This is a genomic window from Faecalicatena orotica (genome assembly GCF_905197545.1).
Lineage (GTDB): Bacteria > Bacillota > Clostridia > Lachnospirales > Lachnospiraceae > Faecalicatena_A > Faecalicatena_A orotica.
Map to the genome: position 1 here is coordinate 42,371 of NZ_CAJJZH010000012.1, position 20,855 is coordinate 63,225.

Genomic DNA, 20,855 nt, shown 5'->3' on the forward strand with positions numbered 1-20,855 from the left:
CCGGACAGTACGGTCAAAGTATTTATGATAAGTACTTTAAGGTGCCTTTTTCAGGAAAGGAATGGTACATGCAATGCGCCGGAACCGACATATATATACATATCTCCTGACCTTGCCTGCATTGCTGTTATTCGGGATTTTCTTTGTGGCTCCCAGCATTTATGGTATTTATTATTCCCTGACCGACTGGACCATAGGGAAAGATGCCATCAGTTTTGTAGGAATTGATAATTATAAAACTATTTTTCAAAGCAGTGAATTAAAACATGCAATATACAATACTTTCTTATATGCTGTTATTGTCGTAATCGGAAAGAACGTGAACGGGCTTCTTCTGGCTCTGGCAGTGAATACAAAGATGAAACTCAGAGGATATTTCAGGGTCATTTTTTTCCTGCCCTGTGTCATTTCTACGATCATTATCGGGCTCGTATTCGTCCCTATCCTTCATCCGAATGGTATACTGAATGATTTTCTGGGGAATATCGGTCTGGGATTTCTGAAGCAGGGATGGCTGGTAGATACAAAGATCGTAATGATTTCCATTGCCGGGGTATCTATCTGGCAATGGAGCGGATACCATATGGTCGTCTATCTGGCAGGCCTGCAGGGCATACCTGAATCCTATTACGAGGCGGCCAAGATAGACGGGGCTACAGCCATGCAGCGTTTTAAGAGTATTACATTCCCAATGCTGGCGCCGGCATTTAACATTAACATGCTTCTGAGCCTGATTGGCGGGCTGAAAGTATTCAGTGAACCATATGCACTTACGAACGGGGGACCGGGGAATGCATCCCAGGTAATCGCGCTGGAGGTATTCTCAAAATTCGGAAGAGGGCAGTGGGGACTAGGGACGGCCCTGAATGTGACACTGGCAATATTTGTATCAATTATTTGCATCCCGGTACTGTATAATATGAGGAAAAGGGAGGTGGAAGAATAGTGAGTACAAGACATAAGGAACGTCTTATGAGGGTTGTGTTACAGGTGGTGATGATTCTTGTATCGCTGCTGATTCTTATCCCCCTTTTGATTATGCTGCTGGGAGCATTCAAGAATTCGGCCGAAGTGACGGCATTTGACCTGGCATTGCCTCAAAAATGGCTGTTTGAAAATTTCAAGGCGGTATTTGAACAGGGAAAATTATTGCTGGCTTTTAAAAACAGTATTTTTATTACCGTTATTTCTACCGGAATTACCATATTGGTCAGTTCACTGGCGTCGTTTATACTTGCGAGGAGAAGCAGCAGATTTTCCAGATTCCTGTATTATTTTTTCTTTATAGGAACCATCATACCGATGCAGATCATGCCTACAATACGACTGTTTACCGTACTGGATATTTACGGCGGCTATCTGAATGTCATTATTTTATATACGGCAATTAATATACCGTTCAGCTGCTTTCTGTATACCGGCTTTATAAAAGGGATTCCGCGGATTTTAGACGAGTCTGCATTTATAGAGGGGGCTTCTACATTACAGACTTATTTCCATATTATTCTCCCGCTTTTGAAATCCTGCAACATTACCGTACTGATTCTTTTATTTACAGGAATATGGAATGAAATTAATATACCTCTCTACTTCCTGAATGACCCGTCAAAGAGGACACTGCCGCTTTCTGTTTACCAGTTTTTTGGAATGTACGGCGGCAGCAACTGGAATCTTGTGTTTGCAGACCTGACGCTGGCAGCACTTCCCGTCATCCTGATGTTTTTGTTTATGCAGAAACAATTCATAAGCGGACTGACAGAAGGGGCCGTGAAGGGATAAGGAACAGGAGGAAAGCAGTATGAACTTTAAATTCAGGACCAAACTTTATGCCGTATTTTCAATTATCATTATATTTGCAGCTGCATCATTCAGTCTGTTTATCCGTATGCATATATTCAGGCAGATTGAAGAAGAGACAACCTATAATGATATGCAGCTCTGCCTGAAGGTGTCTGAAAATGCAGACACCTATATTGAAAAACTGGATGACATTACAAAAAAATTAATCTCAGACCCGGGACTGCTGAAAATAATGAGGGATGTAAAAAGCAATCCGCAAGTGCTGACAGATTATGAGGAACTGAAGAGGGGCAGGGAAATCGCTTCGATTGTATCTAATGCGATTACCCTGACCTCATTTCCGCATGTAAATGTATATCTGTATAGTCAGGATGGCTCTTTTTCTTATGTATATAACCAGAATCAAAGTAATTTTGAGGCAGCGATTCAGACAGACGGTAATGCAAAGAAGCTGGAAAACAAAGAACTGGTTATCTATGCGGACAATGGAAGAACTGTGGAGGAAAACAGAGAGCCGTCGATATCCTTTATGAGGGCTATCTTTGATGTGGGTGCGAACCAGTATGGGTACATAGAAGTTCAGTCGGATTACAAAAAGCTGGACGAAATCTGTAACATCAATCGTATCGGGAATGTCATGCTTATGAACGACAGGGGGGATATTGTATATCCGTCAAGCTCGGTTACTGAAAATGTACAGCAGGTATTAAGCAGCAGTCCGGCGGATGAGAAAAATAGTATGTTCAGTGTGGGGGACCATATGTATTTCTATGCCGCCTCGGACTATTCCGGCATTAAGACATACATACAATATCCGAAAGATACCATTTATTCCTCTATGCGGCTTCTGCAGCATACAACCGTGATCTTCTTTGTTTGTGTAACACTGGCGGCAATATTAATGGTTGTGATTTCCTCAAGGATGCTGGTAAAACCTCTTTCGGATCTCCGTAATAGTGTTTTGGCTGTTACTTATGATAACATGGGGCTTTCGATTGAGAATGTATATAATAATGAAATTGTTGAGCTTAAAGATGCTTTCCAGAAGATACTGGATGATCTGAAAATGAGCGCACAGAGGGAAATTGAGTCAAATAAGGCAGAAACGAGGGCAAAACTTTCCGCACTCCAGGCGCAGATTTCACCGCATTTCATCCATAATGTACTATATTCTATCAGCATCGCTGCGGGGGAGGAACGTACTGACGATGCCCGGATCATGTGTAAACAGCTCTCAGATATGCTGAGGTATACGGTAAATTCCAATGCGCACAAAGTGGAGCTGAGAGAAGAAATAAAATGTATTACAAATTATCTTTCACTGCAGAAGCAGTATTATGAAGATTTCCTAAATTACCATATAAATATACAGAAGGAAGCAGAAATAATAAAAATCCCGCGTCTGAGCATCCTGCCCTTTGTAGAGAATGCGATACAGCATGCATTTGAAGGCCGGAAGCCTCCTTATCAGATTTCGGTTACAGCCAGGATATCGGAGGGAAGCTGGTCTGTCGAAATCGAAGATAACGGAAAAGGATTTTCAGAAGAAAAGATAAAAGAAATAGAGGACCGGTTTCAGGATGAAAGTCTGGCACTGGATGTGGAAACAAAAAGTGATGACGAACCGGGACTGGGAGGGATGGGAATATTAAATACGGTATTGCGCCTGAAACTGTTTTTTGAGGGGAATTTCGAATTTCATATATTCAATCATGTGCCGGAAGAGGGCTCCACCATCCGCCTGAGCGGCAGGTGTGATACGGGCGATGTGGAAAAACCTGAATAGTAATGGGAAGATAGCGGATGGGAGGAATGGGAATGTATAAATTTCTGGTGGCAGAGGACAGCAAAGTGATCTTAAGGGACATTGCCCGCCTGATAAAGGAAGCCGGCTATGACTCTTTTATCAAGACTGCATATGACGGGGAAAGCGCATTAGAAATATTGAAAGATTATGAACCGGATATCATTATAACAGACATTAAAATGCCGGTCATAGACGGACTGACACTCATACAAAAGGCGAAGGCGATGTATGCAGGGGTGAAGTGCGTCATTATCAGCGGATATGCAGATTTTACATTTACCCATGAAGCCCTTATGCTGCAGGTTGATGATTACGTTATGAAACCAGTGGATGCAGTGGAGTTCATGGATATTCTGAAAAAACTGACGAAGGAGGCAGACCGTAATAAAGTGCAGAAGGAAGAGGAGGTTTTGCAGAAAATTATTCAGGAAGGGATTTTAGTCAATGACGGACGGCTCCCGGAACAGTATGTGGCTGCACTGATACGGGTAGGCCTTTTCCAACAGTATTCGGCACCGTTATCAAAGGAACTTGTCAGCGGAATTATGGAACAGAACTGTGCAGTTTCAGCTTTCAGGATTGTGAACACAAAATTAAACAGTGAGAAAATAGTGATATTTGATCTGGAACAAATCTCGGCAGAGCAAATCACACAGCAGGCGGGTCTGTTACTGGCAGAACTGAGAAAGAAATATACACGCGTCAACATTATCTGTTCCGCAAAGCTGAAGGACATCGGCAGCCTCAATACCCAGTACACCCGGCTTTCCAACCATCTTGGAAGGCTGGTTATGCTGGATGCAGGCATGGTATATAAAGACGACGGTAATCCAGAAGAAAGAGGGGCGTATATCAGGCAGAAAGAGGAAATTGAGGTATTCCGGAAAAAAATGGAGCGGATTCTCAAAAACAGGGCAGTTCATGATTACCGGAAAGAAATCCATAAAAGTATCCTTTATTGGGAGGAAAAGCAGTATACGGTCGTGGTACTGCGAAAATTCCTCCAGACGCTTCTGGATGAAATATTCATTGCAGCGGGCGGAAGTCTGGGGCTGGCGGAAGAACCGGGAACACTTGCAGATAAAATGCTGAACGACTGTAGAAAGTATGAGGAATTAGAGGAGTGTCTGCAGGGATACGCAGATTTCTTGTCGGCGGGTAAAGAGGAGAGGAACGGGGTTTCCATTGAGATTGCCTGTAAACTGACAGAATACATGCAGACGAATCTCTACAAGAACCTGTCGCTTCAGGAAATCGCAGATTACTTTGAAATTTCCCCTTCCTATATCTGCAGAATTTTCAAAGTATATTACAACGATACCCCAATCAGTTATTATAACAGGATCAAAATCGAAGAAGCCAGAAAAATGCTGGATGAATACCAGAATATGAGGGTAAAAGATATAGCAGAGATGCTGGGGTTCAGTGACCAGTATTATTTCAGCAAGGTATTTAAACAACAGTTTGGCGTCAGTCCGCTCGTTTATAAAACACAGGTAAAGAAGGACGAAAATTAGCCCCATACGTTCAAAATATTCCCTCCTTCGAGTCTAGTATATTCCATTTACCATAAAACATTTCAGACGTATAATTTGTTCAAGAAACAGGAACGAAAAGGAGGCTTCTATGAGTAATTATGGTATGAAAGCAGTGGAATTCGGATTAGAATATCCACCTATGGGAATTGGGAAAAGACGCACACTTCTTCCTTATAAAAGTGTGAGTAGCCTGTATCCCGCAAAAGCGGATGAAGATGTCCTTGTGACTGCAAACGGCAGGCAGCGGATTGACATTGTGGGGAATCCTTATCATGAACGCGTGATTTACCGGCGCGAACGGATTATGGATATGCGTTGGAAGGACACTCCTGATCCTCCGGATGTGGCCTATGCGATTCCGGAGGCAAGGAAGCTTTTAAAGCAGGGACGGTTTGAAGATGCAGCAAAAGTAATGGATAAGGCGACAAAAGACGCGGGGTATGATAAATGGATTGACAGCCGTCCGTTCGGTGTTGAATTTCCACGGCTTCATCCACGGCTGCATTCTGTGATTGAATTGCTGACGGATATAAAAGAGGGCAGGAACTGCCATGACTATCTGCGGTATCTGGATATGATGTCGGGGGAGGCAGTTGTACGCTGCGAGGATGATAACGGGGGGATTCTCAGGAGGTCCTTTGTTTCATTCGAAAAAGAAGTGACAGTACAGGAAATGAAACGCTTAAACGGAGAAGCGCTTGACGTGGACATGCGTTTTGTCGCTCCGGGCGGTTATGACAATCCGGACCACTTTGATCAGTTCGTGCTTGTTACTTATAACGACATGTATGAAATTGAAGGAAGTGATGTGGAGATTACAACGTCACCTGACAGCTGCACGGTATCTCTGGCATATGACCCACAGTTCGGGGAACGCGGGTACTGCTGCTGTTCTGTCATCCGTACTGATGGTGAGACATCTTACCGGGAGGGCGGTTACATACAGGTTAAAAATGCACATCAGGTTACGATTCTGTCCCGCACTGTCAAGTATGAAGAAGCATACCGCCATTCGCTGGCAGCAGGGGTTCTTGAAGAGGTAAGGCAGATTCAGGATTCATATGAGGATATGCTCTCTGCCAACCGGATATACCTTGCCCCGCTGATGGAACGCTCCGAAGTCAGGCTTAGCGGGGACTGGGCACTGTCCGCGGAGGAATTGCTGAATGAACAGCATGGAGGCGGGGAACTGAGTGCCATGATGTTGGAAAAGCTGTATGATATGGGGCGGTTTTTCCTGATTACGGATACCGGGGATGACCCGCCGTCTTTGTTCCAGCATAATATTAACACGAACCTGCAGGTATGCTCCGGCAATATGACCGGGCTGCCGGAAATGATGGATATTTATTTCAGGTTCTACGAAGAAAAATTTGATGATTTCCGTCTGAATGCCAAACGATTTTATGGGGCGAGGGGAGTACTTGGAAATATTCACTGTGATTATAATTCCGGTAAATTCTACCAGTTCTCCATCGTATATCCCCACTACTGCTGGACTGCGTGTCTGGGATGGATATACAATGAGTTCTGGGGGCATTATCTGGTCAGCGGGGATGAGAAGTTCTTACGGGAACGTGTCGTGCCGGGCCTGAAGGAAATTGCATTGTTTTACGAGGATTATCTTTCCGATGTAGATGAGAATGGAAAGGTACTGTTTTATCCAAGTTATTCACCGGAAGATCCGTCCATGAATGACTATCATGTTCCGTTCCCGAAAAATGTTTATGCGATGAATGTGAATTCTCTGATGGATGTGATGGTCTGCAGAGAGGTTTTGGACAACCTGCTGGAGGCGTGTGAGATTCTGGGGCTGGATGAACCGGGTCTTCCGAAGTGGAAGGAACTTCGAGGCAAACTGCCGGATTATCTGATGGATGAAGACGGGGCGGTTAAGGAGTGGTCCTTTAAATATTCCGGGGAGAATTATGACCACAGACATGTATCCCATCATTATGATATCTGGCCGGGACGGGCAATTTCACCGGAAAAAACACCGGAGCTTGTCAAACCGTTTATACTTTCAAACAGGAAGCGAGGCCATCAGGATGATTCTGCACATGGCGTTATCCACAGATATTTTACAGCCGTAAGACTGGGGGATCTCCCGGATGCAATTCATAATTTCAGGACTTTGATGGAGCATGGGTATGTAACCCGGACACTGAATACGGTGCATTACCCGTACCGGGTATTCTGCCCGGACCTGCTGGGTGCAATGCCGGCCATGATTCTTGAGATGCTGGTATATTCAGACGAGGGATTTATTAAGCTGCTGCCGGCAGTGCCGAAAGATTTGAGTAAGGGAAGCCTGCACGGAGTCTGGCTGTATACATTTGCCAAGATTGAGGAAATGGAGTGGGATTTGGAGAGCGGACAGGCGTCTGCCACGATCTCATCCATGAAAAACCAGACGATAGAGTTTTCCTTCCCTCTGGGATATAAAGAATTAAGGATAGACGGTAAAGTATACGGGGAATGCGGCAGTAAATTTGAATTAGAACTTAAGAAAGATGCGGCAGTAAAACTGGATTTCAGGATGATTTAGCCGTATTGGAATATAATATCCCGGAACCTGACGGCTCCGGGATAAAATTCTATAAAGAGGAGAAGAAATATGGGAATAACGGAAGTCTACAGGGCACCGGAAAACCGTGATGTGGAGATCAGGGATGATTTCTGGTCACAGTATATAGAGCTGGTGAAGGATACAATGCTCCCATATCAATGGGAAATATTAAATGACAGGATGCCGGGGGTCGAGTTAAGCCATGCCATACAGAATTTTAGAATCGCGGCAGGGCTGGAGGAAGGCGAGTTTTATGGTGAAGTCTTTCAGGACAGTGATCTGGCAAAGTGGCTGGAAGCCGCGGCATACAGTCTGGAAGGTGAAGCAGAACCGGAGCTGGAGAATGTGATAGATGAAATCATAGACGTCATAGCACAGGCACAGCAGGAAGACGGTTATCTAGATACGTATTTTTCGATCGGCCGGAAGGAACAGGAATGGACGAACCTTTATGAGTGCCATGAAATGTATTGTGCCGGACATATGATAGAGGCAGCAGCCGCCTACTATAAAGCAACGGGAAAAAGAAAACTGCTTGATGTGATGTGCCGGTGTGCGGACAATATCGCAGAAAAGTTCGGACCAGCACCCGGTATGCCAAAAGGTTATCCGGGACATCAGGAAATAGAACTGGCACTGGTTAAGCTGTATGAAGTGACAGGAAATGAGAAATATATCAGCCTTAGCCGCTGGTTTCTGGAAGAGCGGGGAAAGGAACCCAATTATTTTGTACAGGAATGGGAGGGGACGAGAAATAAAAGAACCTTTAAAACGGGGCTGCCCTCAGATCCTCCGGACCTTTCCTACAACCAGTCCCATATGTCTGTGTTCAGCCAGAAACATGCCGTGGGCCATGCTGTGAGGGCAATGTATATGTATGCTGCAATGGCAGATGTTGCGAGAATAACGGAAGATGAAGAGATGTTCCTTTCCTGCAGGCATCTCTGGGAAAATGTCGTGAACCGTCAGATGTATATTACAGGTGCGGCAGGTTCTACCCATACAGGGGAAGCCTTCACTTTTGACTATGACCTCCCGAATGAGACTGCATACGCGGAGACTTGTGCATCTGTCGGATTGATTTTTTTTGCACACCGGATGCAGAAGGCAGATATGGACGGAAACTATGGGGATGTCATCGAAAGAATCCTGTATAACGTAATCTTAAGTTCCATGTCACGTGACGGGAAACATTTTTTTTATGTAAACCCTTTGGAAGTCTGGCCGGAAGCGAATGAAAAGAATCCGGACCGCAGGCATGTAAAGCCTGTCCGCCAGACATGGTTCGGATGTGCGTGCTGTCCGCCCAATATTGCCAGACTCCTGACATCACTCGGACAATATATCTATTCTTATGGCAGAGATACCCTGTTTATAAATCTCTATATAGCAGGGGAAGCCGGTGTAAAAACAGATTCCGGGGAATATAAGATACGTCAGGAGGGCAATTACCCGTGGGAAGGGGAAATCAAAATAACGGTTCAATCGGTACCGGACTGTGCCTGCCAGATTGCCCTGCGTATACCGGGCTGGTGTGAGAACTTCGAGATACAGTCGGATGGGAAACCAATCGCATACCGGGTGGAAAAAGGATATGCGTATCTTGAAAAAGCAGTTGCAAAAGGAGAGGAAATCCGTCTGTTTCTTTCCATGCCGGCAAAATTGATACAGGCAAATCCGAAAGTAAGGGCAGATGCGGGGAAAGCTGCGATTCAAAAAGGACCGGTTGTATATTGTCTGGAACAGGAAGACAACGGGGAAAACCTTTCTGCCATAAGACTGGATGCGAAAAGCAGGTTTAAGACGGTCAGGGGTGCCGGACTTCCCGGCAGTATACCCGCGGTCATGACAAAAGGCTACAGGACGCTGGAGGAGAACTGGGAAGGGGAGCTATACCGCCCGTATGTATTGCGGGAGAGAGAAATTGACGTCATTGCCGTGCCGTATTTTATGTGGGGAAACAGAAACACCGGTGAAATGCAGGTCTGGATTCGTGTGTGAGGAGGATAGATATGGTTCATTATCAAAACCCGGTGATTCCGGGATTTTACCCCGATCCGAGCGTATGCAGGAGCGGTGAAGATTATTATCTCGTGAACAGTTCCTTTGAGTTTTTCCCGGGAATCCCCCTGTTCCACAGCCGTGACCTTGTACACTGGGAGCAGACCGGGCACGTGCTGACAAGAAAATCACAAGCAATGCTGGAAAATTGTCCGGCGTCGGGCGGGATATGGGCACCCACAATCCGGCTTCATAATGGAAGGTTTTATGTTTCGGCAACGAACTTCAGCTATGGCGGGAACTTTTTTGTATGGACGGATGACATAGAAGGAGAATGGTCCGACCCTGTCTGGGTCAGTCAGGGAGGAATCGATCCATCGCTGTTTTTTGATTCCGATGGATGTGTATATTTGTCCAGTACCTATGACCTCTCTGACGGTCAGGCGATCGGACAATGTCAGATAGATATCCAGACAGGCAGAATGCTTACTGTGACAAAAATCATATGGGAGGGCAGCGGCGGTAAATATCCGGAGGGGCCGCATATGTTCCGGAAAGATGGTTGGTATTACCTGCTGGCCGCCGAAGGGGGAACAGAATATGGGCATATGGTGACCATCGCAAGGGCGGCTTCACCGTGGGGCCCGTTCGAAAGCTGTCCAGACAATCCGATCCTGACCCATCGCGATACAATGCTCCATCATTTTCAGGCGGTCGGGCATGGCGACATAACAGATACTGCAGACGGAGAGTACTGGATGGTCTTTCACGGAATCAGAACAAGCCAGTATATGCTCCACCATTTGGGAAGAGAAACCATGCTGGCCCCGGTGACATGGAACGAAGAAGGCTGGCCAGTGGTCAATCAGGGACGCAGGATTTCGAAAGAGATGGAAGTGATGTCACTTCCGGCAAATGATTATAAAGTAAAAGAGGACACTGATACTTTTCAGCCGTCAGGCCTTCCGAAAGCATGGAACTACCTGAGAAACCCGGATATGAGTATGTATAGTTTTACGGAAAGGCCCGGGTGTCTCAAACTTACCGGAGGGGAGGCAGTCCTCAGTGACACTGCGTCCCCCACATTTATTGGAAGGCGGCAGCAGCACTTCTGTATGAGGGCTGAAGTATGGGTTGACTGTAACCCACAGAGTGAATATGAGAATGCAGGTCTCACTATTTTTCATACAAACGAGCACCATTATGACCTTGTAGTTACAAACAGAGACGGAAACAGGTGTGTCATACTCAGGAAAAGAGTGGGAGATATGCAGACAGAAAGTGAACCGTTGTATTTAAGCGGGCATGGGAATATTTTTCTCAGGGTGGAGTCCGATAAGCTGGAATACCGCTTTTTTGCCGGGACTGATGACAGAAGCCTTTCACTCGCTGGAACAGGACGAACACAGCTGATGTCCACCGAGTGTATGCCGATGACCTTTACAGGGTGCTATGTGGGACTGTTCGCGGAGAAGGGGTGCTGCGGGTGGTTTGAGGAATTTAAGTATAGTGCGCGTTACTGTTCACACCGTGCCGTGCACCTAGCTGCACGGCATCGGGGCCAATAAAGTGATGATTTCGGGGCATCTGGTCTACGCTCCGCTGCGGTCCGTGCTGAACATGCGCCACTGGCGCATAGCACCCCTCGCCGCAGGCGACTTTTAATGGGCAGATGCCGTTACTGTGCGCGCCCGCAGGGCGTGAACAGTAACTAGTGCGCATCAAGAGGAGAATCCTGTAGAACTATAACTATTGATTATGGTGATAAATTACTGGACCAGTTCCGGGCCGTACTCTTCTTAGCTATAACAGTGAAGCGGAACTGACAGCAGTTGTAAACCTTGTTTATCTTGCTGCCCGGGACAACTATCGGATAGAACGAGAGGATAAGGCTGGCATAGGATATGCCGACTTCATTTTTTATCCAGAAACTGACAAAAACGCTGACTGTATTATATTGGAGCTGAAAGTTGGAGCCACGCCGGAAGCTGCTATACAGCAGATTAAAGACAGGAAATATGCCTTGCGCTTTAGGGGGAAAATAGGGGAGCCCCAAAGGTATACGGGAAGGATTCTGGCTGTAGGAATCAGCTATGACAAAGAAGGGAAAAAGCATTCTTGTAAAATAGAAGTAATAGAAGACTGAAATGAATGACCTATTTTTGAAATACTTGAAAGACCAGAGCTAAAAATGTTATGATACAATCATCAAGTGAAAGACATGATGAGGGATTAATACATTGAACGAAAGAGGTTTTCAAATCAGCATTTTCGAGCATATAGAGGAAGAATTTCAGTTTCAGTACGATGCAAGGCTGTTTTATGTTATTGACGGGAAACTTTGTGTGGAGATTGATGAAACGAATTATCTCTTAGAAAAGGAAGACGTGATCCTTGTCCATTGCGGCACTGGTAAATGCAGACTGTCTGCCAGACGTGCGATTATCTGCGAAGTTAGTTATGAGAACCAGATGCTGCTGGGGGTAATGGGGGATCTGAAAGGCCGATTTTTTTGCAATAGTGCCGTCGATACGAGAAGGTCTTACAATGAATTGAAAAACGCACTGAAGAATCTGATTTACCAGCGGACAATACAGTCACATAAGACAACAAGTTATGAGAGCAGTATGGTATATCAGATACTGGATATTCTGGTCGAGAACTTCTGGACTGCCAGCAGGAGTCTTGCTGACAATGAAAATTCTGTGGATTACAAACTTCAGAAGATCATTCAATTCGTGAATCAGAACTACAGTGTACATATAAGCCTTGCGAAGGTAGCAGAGGAATTGTTTGTGTCCACTTCGACCCTGTCCCGCATATTCCATAAGCAGACAGGGGTCTATTTTGCAGAATATGTTACAGAAGTCCGCCTCAAACATGTCGTGTCAAAATTAATGTATACAGACGAAAATGTGACACGGATCGCTGTAGACTGCGGCTTTTCAGGGGCACCGGCGTTAAATAAGGCGTTCCGTGAGAAATATCAGGTATCCCCGACCGATTACAGGAAACAGTTGCGCGAGGAAGAAGTGTTAAAAGAGGAATCGGTGAGAAGGCTGCAGGATAAAATTCTGAAGGAGACTCAGGCGTCGGGAAATGATGCGGCAAAAAGGGTATGTGAAGAAATCCGTGTTAGTGAGAGTGTTCCCTATAAGAAAAACTGGAACAAAACAATAAATATCGGTTCCGTCTTCCGATTATCCGAGGTGAATATCCAGTTCCAGACATTGGAATTAGTAAACGGGCTGGGATTTTCCCACATAAGGCTATGGAATGTCTTTTCGAAAAAACTGATGATTACAGACGGAAAGACAACAGGACACTATAATTATAATCAGATAGATGTGATATTTGATTTCCTTGTATCGAATCATATTCACGTTTTTCTGGATTTTGGAAACAGGCCGGATACCGTAATCAAGGGTGAGGGAGTCGCACTATTTTATGAGCAGGAATGTATAGAATTTGAATCAAAACGAATCTGGGGTGCCAGTGTAAAGGATCTTATTCTCCATCTTCTGAAACGCTACGGAAAAGAAGAACTGGAACAGTGGATATTCGAGCTGACATATAATGTTGTGAAGACGGAAGTACAATGCTATAAAGATGAAAACTTCCAATACATTGAAGCATTTAAACTGTTTTACCAGATTATCAAACAGGAACTTCCGAATGCATGTGTCGGGGGCTATTCGGCATTATTAGGAGATGGCAGGGAGTTTTTCCGGTCATTTCTGAAGAACTGTAAAAAAGAAAGATGCATCCCGGATTATGTATCCATTATATTGTTCCCTTATGAACAAGTACGGCAGGATAAAAAATATATCTATAAGAGGAATCAGGAAAAGAATCTGGAACTGCATGAAATCGCTGCCTATAAAAAGATACTGGAAGAAGAGAGCGCAGAAGACTGTAAACTAATCATAACAGAATGGAATAGTTCATTATCCAGCAGGAATTATATGAATGACAGTTGTTTCCGTAGTACATATCTGGTAAAAAAAATAAGTGAAATCTGGGATTCGGTTGATATGGTCTGCTTTTGGGTCGGTTCCGACTGGATCAGCAGTTATTATGACACGAGGGGAATTGTCAACGGCGGGGCCGGCATCATAACAATGGATAATATAAAGAAGCCGGTATGGTACGCTTTTTCCTTTTTAAACTCTCTCGGGGAGGAATTGATCAGTAAGGGGGAAAACTATATCCTCACTAAAAAAGAGGATAACAGTTTTATTCTTTTGTGTTTTAATTACAAAGAGTTTGGCTACAATTATTTTCTTCAGAATGAAGACAACATTGATCTGATGAGAATTGCCGAATTATTCGAAGACACGGGGCAGATGGAACTTGAATTAAAACTGACCCGGCTGGAATGGGACTGCAATTATATAGTAAAGAAGCGTCAGGTAAACAGTGAATATGGGTGTGTCCTTACAGAGTGGATGAAATTTGACTGTGCCGTTAACCTTGACAGGTCGGATATCAAATATATCCAGGCTATGAGTATTCCACATATGGAACGGTATACCATAAGTTCAAATGACCATACACTGACATTATCAACAGAAATGAGAGATCAGGAGATTGCATTGTTCCACATATATAAAGAACGTTAAATCTGAAGTCAAAAAGTTTATGCTTATAATACAGCATAAGCTTTTTTTTGCTGCTTTTTTAATTTATTTTATGATATGTAAATGGGAAAATGGTATGCAACAAAACGAGAAAAATGTTGCAAGCTCAAAAGCAGCAGCGAGAAATATTGCAACAGAATCCGGATATTGTAAAATCTGGGAAAAGCAAAGCAGAGAAAAAGAAGATAAGATAATAGCAGATAGAAAAAAACAAACCGTAAGGAAAGGAGAAAACAATGGCAATTGCAATGAGAGTCAATTACACAGATGTACTAAGGGACGGTACACTGAAAAATTTTTATGTCAATGGGGAAAAGATGGGGTATCAGTTTGATATCCGGCTCAGCTATTACAGAGGGCATTTCCTTTCAGTTATTGACGAATTGACATTGAAGGTTGATGGAAGAGAAGTAAAAGAGGAGGATATTATTTTCTGCCTCCACGGTAAGGAATTTGGTGTTAACCAGTTAAAAGGAGCCACATCTGAATTCTGGGGAATCAAAGAACCGGCAACGATCCGGGTATTTCAGAAAGACGGTCTTGAAACAGGTAACCATGAAGTCGATTTCCACATGATTTTCCGCTCACCATATATGCCGATTAGTGAGACGGAATTCATGCCGATAGACAGTTCAGAGTGTAAAATCATGGACATAAAGTAGGGAGGAAAGAAAAGTGGGAAATGTAAAATTAGGAGTTACGTTATATTCCTTTACGAAAGAATACTGTGAAGGAAGTATGTCAATGGAAGACTGCATCCGCACAGCAAAAGAGATGGGTGCGGAAGGATTTGAAATTGTTGCAACACAGATGATTCCGTCTTATCCTTATATCAGCGATCAGTTTTTAGGAGAGATAAAGGCAATCTGCCAGAATTACGATATTGAAGCAGTGTGCTACGGTGCCAACATGGACTGCGGTATGAGAGCGGACAGAAGGCTTACCGAGGACGAGATGGTAGAGCGCGCGATCATGGATATCAGAAGTGCAAATAAAATGGGATGTAAGGTCATCCGCCAGCAGTATCTGTTAAGTCCGAACGGACTGGCAAGAATTGCACCTTATGCAGAGGCATACGGCGTAAAAGTAGGAATAGAGATTCACAATCCGGAGACACCGAATACACCGGTTATTATGCAGTACAGGGAAGCAATTGATAAGAGCGGGTCTGATTATATCGGATTTGTACCGGATTTTGGATGCTTTGCAACGAAACCGAACAAACCACACTGGGATCAGGCACTGAAAGACGGAGCAGATTTAAAACTACTCGAGATGGCAAGAGACATGAGATATGATGCCGTACCAATGGAAGAGGCATATGCAAAGCTGACAGAAGCGGGGGCAACGAACAAAGAACTCGCGATCCTTCAGGAAATGTACGCATTCCTGCAGTTTAAGAAGGACTGCAAAGCAGAACTGGAAGGATTGAAGGAAATCATGCCGCATTGTTTCCATATGCACGGTAAGTTCCATTACCTGTATGAGAATCTGGAAGAGGCAAGCATTCCCTATCAGGAAATCATGAAGGTCATTAAAGAATCAGACTTTAGCGGATATATTGTTTCCGAATATGAAGACCATGAATCAGGTAATGCCTTATTAATGACGAAACGCCATCAGCAAATGATGAGAAATATTCTGAAACAGTAAGAGAGGAAAAGTGAAATGAACGAGATGAAGAGGGCGACAAAAGCGGCAGTTATATGTTATGGATTTGGAGATATGGCATCACAGTTTGTCTGGACATTCGTAGGCTCTTATTTAACTATTTTCTATACAGACGTAGTCGGACTGGCACCGGTTGTGATTTCTACAATTATGCTGGCTGCACGTATCTGGGATGCATTTAATGATCCAATGATGGGGGCGATTGCAGAGCGTTCACGTTCTAAGTTTGGACGGTTCAGGCCGTGGATCGCATTCGGCTGCCCTGTCCTTGCAGTATTCGGGGTACTTACATTTACAAACCCGTTCAGCGGCACATCAACCGCAGGAATACTCTGGGCGGCAGTTACATATATCATTGCCGGAATGCTTTACACATTAGTTAACATCCCTTATGGTGCACTTCCGGCAGTCATGAGTGAGGATGCAGGACAGAGAACAAAAATGAATGTTTCGAGAAACATCGGAATGAATGTCGGTATGTTAATTGTAAATGTAGCTACGGCAGGACTCGCGTTACATTTCTCCCAGGCAGGGGCAAAAGTGGCAGATGGTCATGGGTATATGATGACCGCAGTGGTATATGGCATTGTTTCCATCCCTCTGTTTCTGATTGTATTCTTTACAGCGAAAGAGGTCATTATGCCGACAGAAAAACCGGCAAAATTCTCAATGAAAGATACAGTCGGCAATCTGGTAAAAAATAAGTACCTGATGATTGTTTCCTTAGTTATGCTGCTTGTTATGACTGCTTATATGGGCAGGATTGCCGTAACGGCCTACTATGTAATCTATTGTTTAGGTTCTTATTCCCTGATTGCAGTAATTATGACGATTCCATCCATTGGCAGTATTATCGGTTCGCTGTTTGTCCCGATGCTGACAAAGAAATTCGGTAAGCGGAATATATTTATACTTTCTGCAATCGTAGATGGGATCGCCCTGCTTATTATTTACTTCATCCCATTTGATAATATGCCGCTGATTATCGCCGGCCACTGCCTGTTTGGTATATTTAATTTCGCTATGCCGTTATCTCTTTCAATGGTTGCAGATTCTGTAGATTATATGGAATATAAGACAGGTGTAAGAACGGATGGTACGGCATATGCAACTTACGGGCTGGCAACCAAAGTCGGCAATGCGATCGGAGGGAGCGCGGGTGTACTTTTACTTGCAGCATTTGGATATGTTGCAAATGCAGAACAAACCGTGGCAACTCAAAATGGAATTAATGTCGTTGTAAATCTTGCCCCTGCAATCTTATATTTCCTCGCGGCACTTGCATTGCTGCTTTGGAAGATGACGGATAAAGAGGCGGATGAAATGAGACAGGAATTATCAGAAAGAAGAAATAAGAAAAATGTGGAGGCTGCAAAATGAAATTAGGGTTTGTATCAGCTATTTTAGACCAGTCAACATTTGAAGAAATGATTGATCAGGCATCTGAACTGGGATATGAGTGTGTCGAAGCGGCCTGCTGGCCGGCTGGCAAAGCAGAGAGAAGGTATGCGGGAGTCAGCCATATTGATGTGAATAAAGTTATGGAAGATGATGCTTATGCAAAGTATGTGATGGATTACTGCAAAGAGAAGAACGTGGAGATTTCATCACTTGCATACTACCCGAACACGATGGATGCGGATTTAGAAAAACGCAAAGCAGCGGTGGAACATCTGAAGACATTAATTACCGCCAGCCATAAGCTTGGAATTGATATGGTTACGACGTTTATCGGACGTGACCAGTCAAAAACAGTAGAAGAAAATCTGGAGCTCGTAAAAGAAATCTGGCCGCCGGTCATGGAACTGGCCAAAGAAAACCATGTGAGAGTTGCGATTGAAAATTGCCCGATGTTATTCGGGCAGGACCAGTGGCCGGGTGGACAGAACCTCATGACAACACCGGCTGTCTGGAGAAAAGTGTTTGAGATACTGCCATATGACAATCTGGGTATCAATTATGACCCTTCCCATTTTGTATGGCAGATGATCGATTATATCAAACCGATCTATGAGTTTAAAGACAAGATTTTCCACGTGCATTATAAGGATATCAAGGTTTACAAAGACCGCTTAGACCAGGTAGGAATTATGGGATACCCGTTAGACTTCATGTCACCGAAGCTTCCCGGGTTAGGAGATGTGGACTGGGGAAAATATGTATCTGCACTGACGGATATAGGGTATGACGGATATACATGTATCGAAGTTGAGGATAAGGCTTTCGAGGGTACGGCAGAGGCCGTATTAAAATCATTGAAACTGAGCAAAAAATATATGGAGCAATTTGTGATTTAAGGGAATCCTTAATGATTTCCGATAGTTATGATTTTAGAAAGGAAGAAAAAAGATGAAAAAATTAAAGGTAGCAATCATTGGATGTGGAGGTATTGCCAACCAGAAACACCTCCCGGCACTTAAGAATAATGCGGATATGAACGACATCATTGCATTCTGCGATGTGATTGAAGAAAGAGCAGTAAAAGCTGCAGAGGAATTTGGTGCAGAAGGTGCAAAGGTTTATACTGATTACAACGAACTGCTTGCAAATCCAGATGTTGAGGTTGTACATATCTGTACACCGAATGTGTCACACAGCGAAATTGCAATCGCAGCATTTGCTGCAAAAAAACATGTATATTGTGAAAAGCCGATGTCACACAGCCCGGCCGAAGCAGAAAAGATGGTGGAGGCATGGAAAAAATCTGGCATGCAGTTTACGATCGGCTACCAGAACCGTTTCCGTGCAGAAGTACAGAATTTACATGCTGCATGTGAAAAAGGTGAGCTCGGAGATATTTACTATGGGAAAGCTCATGCAGTCCGCCGCAGGGCCGTTCCGACATGGGGCGTGTTCATGGATAAACAGCAGCAGGGCGGAGGGCCGCTGATTGATATCGGAACACATGCCCTTGATATTACACTCTGGTGTATGGACAACTACGATGTGGACAGTGTATCCGGTTCCGTATTCTATAAACTAGGCAACCTGCCACAGGCAACAGAAGGCAACTTATTCGGGGCATGGGACCCGGAGACATATGAAGTAGAAGACTCCGCGCTTGGCTTCATTAAAATGAAAAACGGGGCCACAATCAATCTGGAAGCAAGCTGGGCATTGAATATGCTGGATTCCAGAGAGGCATCCACGACACTCTGTGGAACAGAGGCCGGAGCAGAGATTCACTCTGGAATGAGCTACCCGAAGAATGAATTGATTTACAACCGCGGCAGAAACGGACAGCTGATGGAGGAGACAATCTCCCCGACGGGAAGTATTGCATACTTTGGCGGCGGCAGCGGTGAAGAAGGAACCATCGACTGCAAACAATGGCTGGAAGCCGTGGCAAATGGAACAGAGCCGCTCGTAAAACCAGAACAGGCACTGGCTGTAACTAAGATTCTGGATGCAATTTATAAATCAGCAGAGGAAAAAAGAGAGATTAAATTCTAATACTTTGTAGAATAGGGGATTGATTATGTTTCATTATGATAGAAAAGGACCGAAACGTGGAGTGGCATTATATAGTTATTCAGCTGAGTATGGCCTTACAAAAACATTGGAGGACTGCTTTGAGGATGTACATGATATGGGGGCCCACGGAATTGAGATTCTGGCAAACACCCACATCGAAAACTATCCGTATCCGACAGATGAATGGGTGGAAAACTGGTCCCGCCTCTGCGATAAATACGAGGTGGTCCCGGTGGAATACGGGAACTGGATTGATTCCCATGTGTTAGGCTTCAGGGACCTTACAACAGAGGAATCCTATGAGATGCTTGCCAGGGACATGCGTCTTGCACACAGGCTTGGATTCACAGTCATGAGAACAAAGATGCCGGTCATTACGGATGCACTCGATCCGGTGGCAAACTGGAAAGAAATTATAAAGATGGCTCTTCCGCTCGCAGAGGAACTGGGAATTCAGATGTGCCCTGAAATCCATACACCAACAAACCTGAAAAGCAAGATGGTAATGGATTATGTAGATTTTATGAAAGAAACCGGTACAAAAAATTTCGGCTTAAATATTGATTTCAGTGTTTTCCGCACAGAGTTTGGTGAAAATGACTATAAAGACCCGAACTATGTGGTGAACACCCCGGAAGACTTAATCCCATTACTCCCATATGTTTACTGCTGCCATGCAAAATTCATTCAGATGAACGACGAGTTCGAAGAGACAACGATCCCATATAAAGAAGTGATTCAAGTACTCAAAGACCATAACTGGGACGGATATCTCCTGAGTGAATATGAAGGGGCAGATAAATATGACCCCGGATATGAGGTTGGGCAGACGCTTCGCAGACAGCACATTATGCTGAAGAACTACATTGGGGATTAGGAGGAAATAAGATGGAACGAGAAGTAATCCAGTCAGTGGGATTTCGCAATATAAAAAAGGACGGGAAGATAACAGGCTTTCAAATGAAGATAAGGCTTCCTTATTACCGTGGAGTATTTTTAAGCCAGTTAAGGCCGGGCACCTTGATTGTAGACGGTCAAAGGTATGAAAAAGAAGACATCATCTGGAATATCAAAGGCGAAGACTATACTTATGAAGAAATGAAAACCAACTATGATACCCATTGGGCGGTTACCACACCTGCGGTATTAAAGGTTCAGAAAGAAGGCGGACTGGCACAGGGCTTTCATGATATTACATATGGCTTCTGTTTTACATCTTCATACATGCCTCCTATGATGCAGGATACACTGGACCCGGATGAAGAAAGTGAGATTTTTATGCCGGAATTCGGGCATCACGTGAACCACAGACATCTTCTGATTGTATAGGGTCAGGCAGCAGCATGCCTTTAACG

15 protein-coding genes and 1 pseudogene are annotated in these 20,855 nt (G+C 44.3%); all 16 read left to right on the forward strand.

All coding sequences use genetic code 11. From position 1 onward, the window contains the following. Nucleotides 1-73: 73 nt before the first annotated feature. The 16 genes and pseudogenes from ABIN22_RS20420 (at nucleotide 74) to ABIN22_RS20495 (ending at nucleotide 20,829) form a co-directional block, all read left to right on the forward strand. Entirely contained in the window at nucleotides 74-946 is an 873-nt protein-coding gene (locus ABIN22_RS20420) for a carbohydrate ABC transporter permease (RefSeq protein WP_109730582.1), read from the forward strand. Continuing rightward, the gene (locus ABIN22_RS20425) at nucleotides 946-1,779 is read left to right on the forward strand and encodes a carbohydrate ABC transporter permease (RefSeq protein ID WP_242995978.1); all 834 of its coding nucleotides are present in this window, start codon (nucleotides 946-948) and stop codon (nucleotides 1,777-1,779) included. The genes ABIN22_RS20420 and ABIN22_RS20425 overlap by 1 nt, the downstream gene beginning before the upstream one ends. A 19-nt stretch (nucleotides 1,780-1,798) precedes the next feature. Then, nucleotides 1,799-3,586 carry a cache domain-containing sensor histidine kinase gene (locus tag ABIN22_RS20430; RefSeq protein WP_346910827.1) on the forward strand — a complete coding sequence of 596 codons (1,788 nt, stop codon included), beginning with the start codon at nucleotides 1,799-1,801 and terminating at the stop codon, nucleotides 3,584-3,586. A gap of 32 nt (nucleotides 3,587-3,618) precedes the next feature. Then, entirely contained in the window at nucleotides 3,619-5,124 is a 1,506-nt protein-coding gene (locus ABIN22_RS20435) for a response regulator transcription factor (RefSeq protein ID WP_346910829.1), read from the forward strand. Between the two features lie 109 nt (nucleotides 5,125-5,233). Beyond that, nucleotides 5,234-7,693, forward strand: coding sequence for a glycosyl hydrolase family 95 catalytic domain-containing protein (locus ABIN22_RS20440; RefSeq protein WP_346910831.1), 2,460 nt, complete (start codon nucleotides 5,234-5,236; stop codon nucleotides 7,691-7,693). Between the two features lie 69 nt (nucleotides 7,694-7,762). Then, nucleotides 7,763-9,715, forward strand: a complete 1,953-nt coding sequence (locus ABIN22_RS20445) for a glycoside hydrolase family 127 protein (RefSeq protein ID WP_346910833.1) — start codon at nucleotides 7,763-7,765, stop codon at nucleotides 9,713-9,715. A gap of 11 nt (nucleotides 9,716-9,726) precedes the next feature. Beyond that, nucleotides 9,727-11,283 (forward strand): glycoside hydrolase family 43 protein, encoded by a 1,557-nt coding sequence (locus ABIN22_RS20450; protein ID WP_346910835.1) that lies wholly within the window; start codon nucleotides 9,727-9,729, stop codon nucleotides 11,281-11,283. Nucleotides 11,284-11,510: 227 nt separating this feature from the next. Beyond that, nucleotides 11,511-11,861 (forward strand): annotated as a pseudogene (locus ABIN22_RS20455) (PD-(D/E)XK nuclease domain-containing protein); the annotation flags it as partial. Between the two features lie 94 nt (nucleotides 11,862-11,955). Further along, nucleotides 11,956-14,337, forward strand: coding sequence for a GH39 family glycosyl hydrolase (locus ABIN22_RS20460; protein WP_346910837.1), 2,382 nt, complete (start codon nucleotides 11,956-11,958; stop codon nucleotides 14,335-14,337). A 254-nt stretch (nucleotides 14,338-14,591) separates the two neighbouring features. Further along, on the forward strand, nucleotides 14,592-15,017 hold the full coding sequence (locus tag ABIN22_RS20465; protein WP_346910839.1) for a C-glycoside deglycosidase beta subunit domain-containing protein: 426 nt from the start codon (nucleotides 14,592-14,594) through the stop codon (nucleotides 15,015-15,017). Between the two features lie 13 nt (nucleotides 15,018-15,030). Then, nucleotides 15,031-16,008, forward strand: coding sequence for a sugar phosphate isomerase/epimerase family protein (locus tag ABIN22_RS20470; RefSeq protein ID WP_346910841.1), 978 nt, complete (start codon nucleotides 15,031-15,033; stop codon nucleotides 16,006-16,008). A gap of 15 nt (nucleotides 16,009-16,023) precedes the next feature. Continuing rightward, nucleotides 16,024-17,406 (forward strand): MFS transporter, encoded by a 1,383-nt coding sequence (locus ABIN22_RS20475; protein ID WP_109730505.1) that lies wholly within the window; start codon nucleotides 16,024-16,026, stop codon nucleotides 17,404-17,406. Next, nucleotides 17,403-18,323: a sugar phosphate isomerase/epimerase family protein gene (locus ABIN22_RS20480; protein ID WP_109730504.1), complete on the forward strand. Its 921-nt coding sequence runs from the start codon at nucleotides 17,403-17,405 to the stop codon at nucleotides 18,321-18,323. Before ABIN22_RS20475 ends, ABIN22_RS20480 begins: the two co-directional genes overlap by 4 nt. 52 nt (nucleotides 18,324-18,375) lie before the next feature. Beyond that, on the forward strand, nucleotides 18,376-19,479 hold the full coding sequence (locus ABIN22_RS20485; RefSeq protein ID WP_346910844.1) for a Gfo/Idh/MocA family protein: 1,104 nt from the start codon (nucleotides 18,376-18,378) through the stop codon (nucleotides 19,477-19,479). 25 nt (nucleotides 19,480-19,504) lie between these two features. After that, nucleotides 19,505-20,377 (forward strand): sugar phosphate isomerase/epimerase family protein, encoded by an 873-nt coding sequence (locus tag ABIN22_RS20490; protein ID WP_346910846.1) that lies wholly within the window; start codon nucleotides 19,505-19,507, stop codon nucleotides 20,375-20,377. Between the two features lie 11 nt (nucleotides 20,378-20,388). Further along, nucleotides 20,389-20,829, forward strand: a complete 441-nt coding sequence (locus ABIN22_RS20495; protein WP_109730501.1) for a C-glycoside deglycosidase beta subunit domain-containing protein — start codon at nucleotides 20,389-20,391, stop codon at nucleotides 20,827-20,829. Nucleotides 20,830-20,855 lie beyond the last annotated feature (26 nt).

Excerpts from the sequence above, each read along its gene's own strand:
- ABIN22_RS20435 (WP_346910829.1), top strand. The coding sequence starts at position 3,619 with ATGTATAAATTTCTGGTGGCAGAGGACAGCAAAGTGATCTTAAGGGAC.
- ABIN22_RS20420 (WP_109730582.1), top strand. The coding sequence starts at position 74 with ATGCGCCGGAACCGACATATATATACATATCTCCTGACCTTGCCTGCA.
- ABIN22_RS20490 (WP_346910846.1), top strand. The coding sequence starts at position 19,505 with ATGTTTCATTATGATAGAAAAGGACCGAAACGTGGAGTGGCATTATAT.
- ABIN22_RS20485 (WP_346910844.1), top strand. The coding sequence starts at position 18,376 with ATGAAAAAATTAAAGGTAGCAATCATTGGATGTGGAGGTATTGCCAAC.
- ABIN22_RS20440 (WP_346910831.1), top strand. The coding sequence starts at position 5,234 with ATGAGTAATTATGGTATGAAAGCAGTGGAATTCGGATTAGAATATCCA.
- ABIN22_RS20480 (WP_109730504.1), top strand. The coding sequence starts at position 17,403 with ATGAAATTAGGGTTTGTATCAGCTATTTTAGACCAGTCAACATTTGAA.
- ABIN22_RS20495 (WP_109730501.1), top strand. The coding sequence starts at position 20,389 with ATGGAACGAGAAGTAATCCAGTCAGTGGGATTTCGCAATATAAAAAAG.
- ABIN22_RS20430 (WP_346910827.1), top strand. The coding sequence starts at position 1,799 with ATGAACTTTAAATTCAGGACCAAACTTTATGCCGTATTTTCAATTATC.
- ABIN22_RS20450 (WP_346910835.1), top strand. The coding sequence starts at position 9,727 with ATGGTTCATTATCAAAACCCGGTGATTCCGGGATTTTACCCCGATCCG.
- ABIN22_RS20445 (WP_346910833.1), top strand. The coding sequence starts at position 7,763 with ATGGGAATAACGGAAGTCTACAGGGCACCGGAAAACCGTGATGTGGAG.
- ABIN22_RS20465 (WP_346910839.1), top strand. The coding sequence starts at position 14,592 with ATGGCAATTGCAATGAGAGTCAATTACACAGATGTACTAAGGGACGGT.
- ABIN22_RS20475 (WP_109730505.1), top strand. The coding sequence starts at position 16,024 with ATGAACGAGATGAAGAGGGCGACAAAAGCGGCAGTTATATGTTATGGA.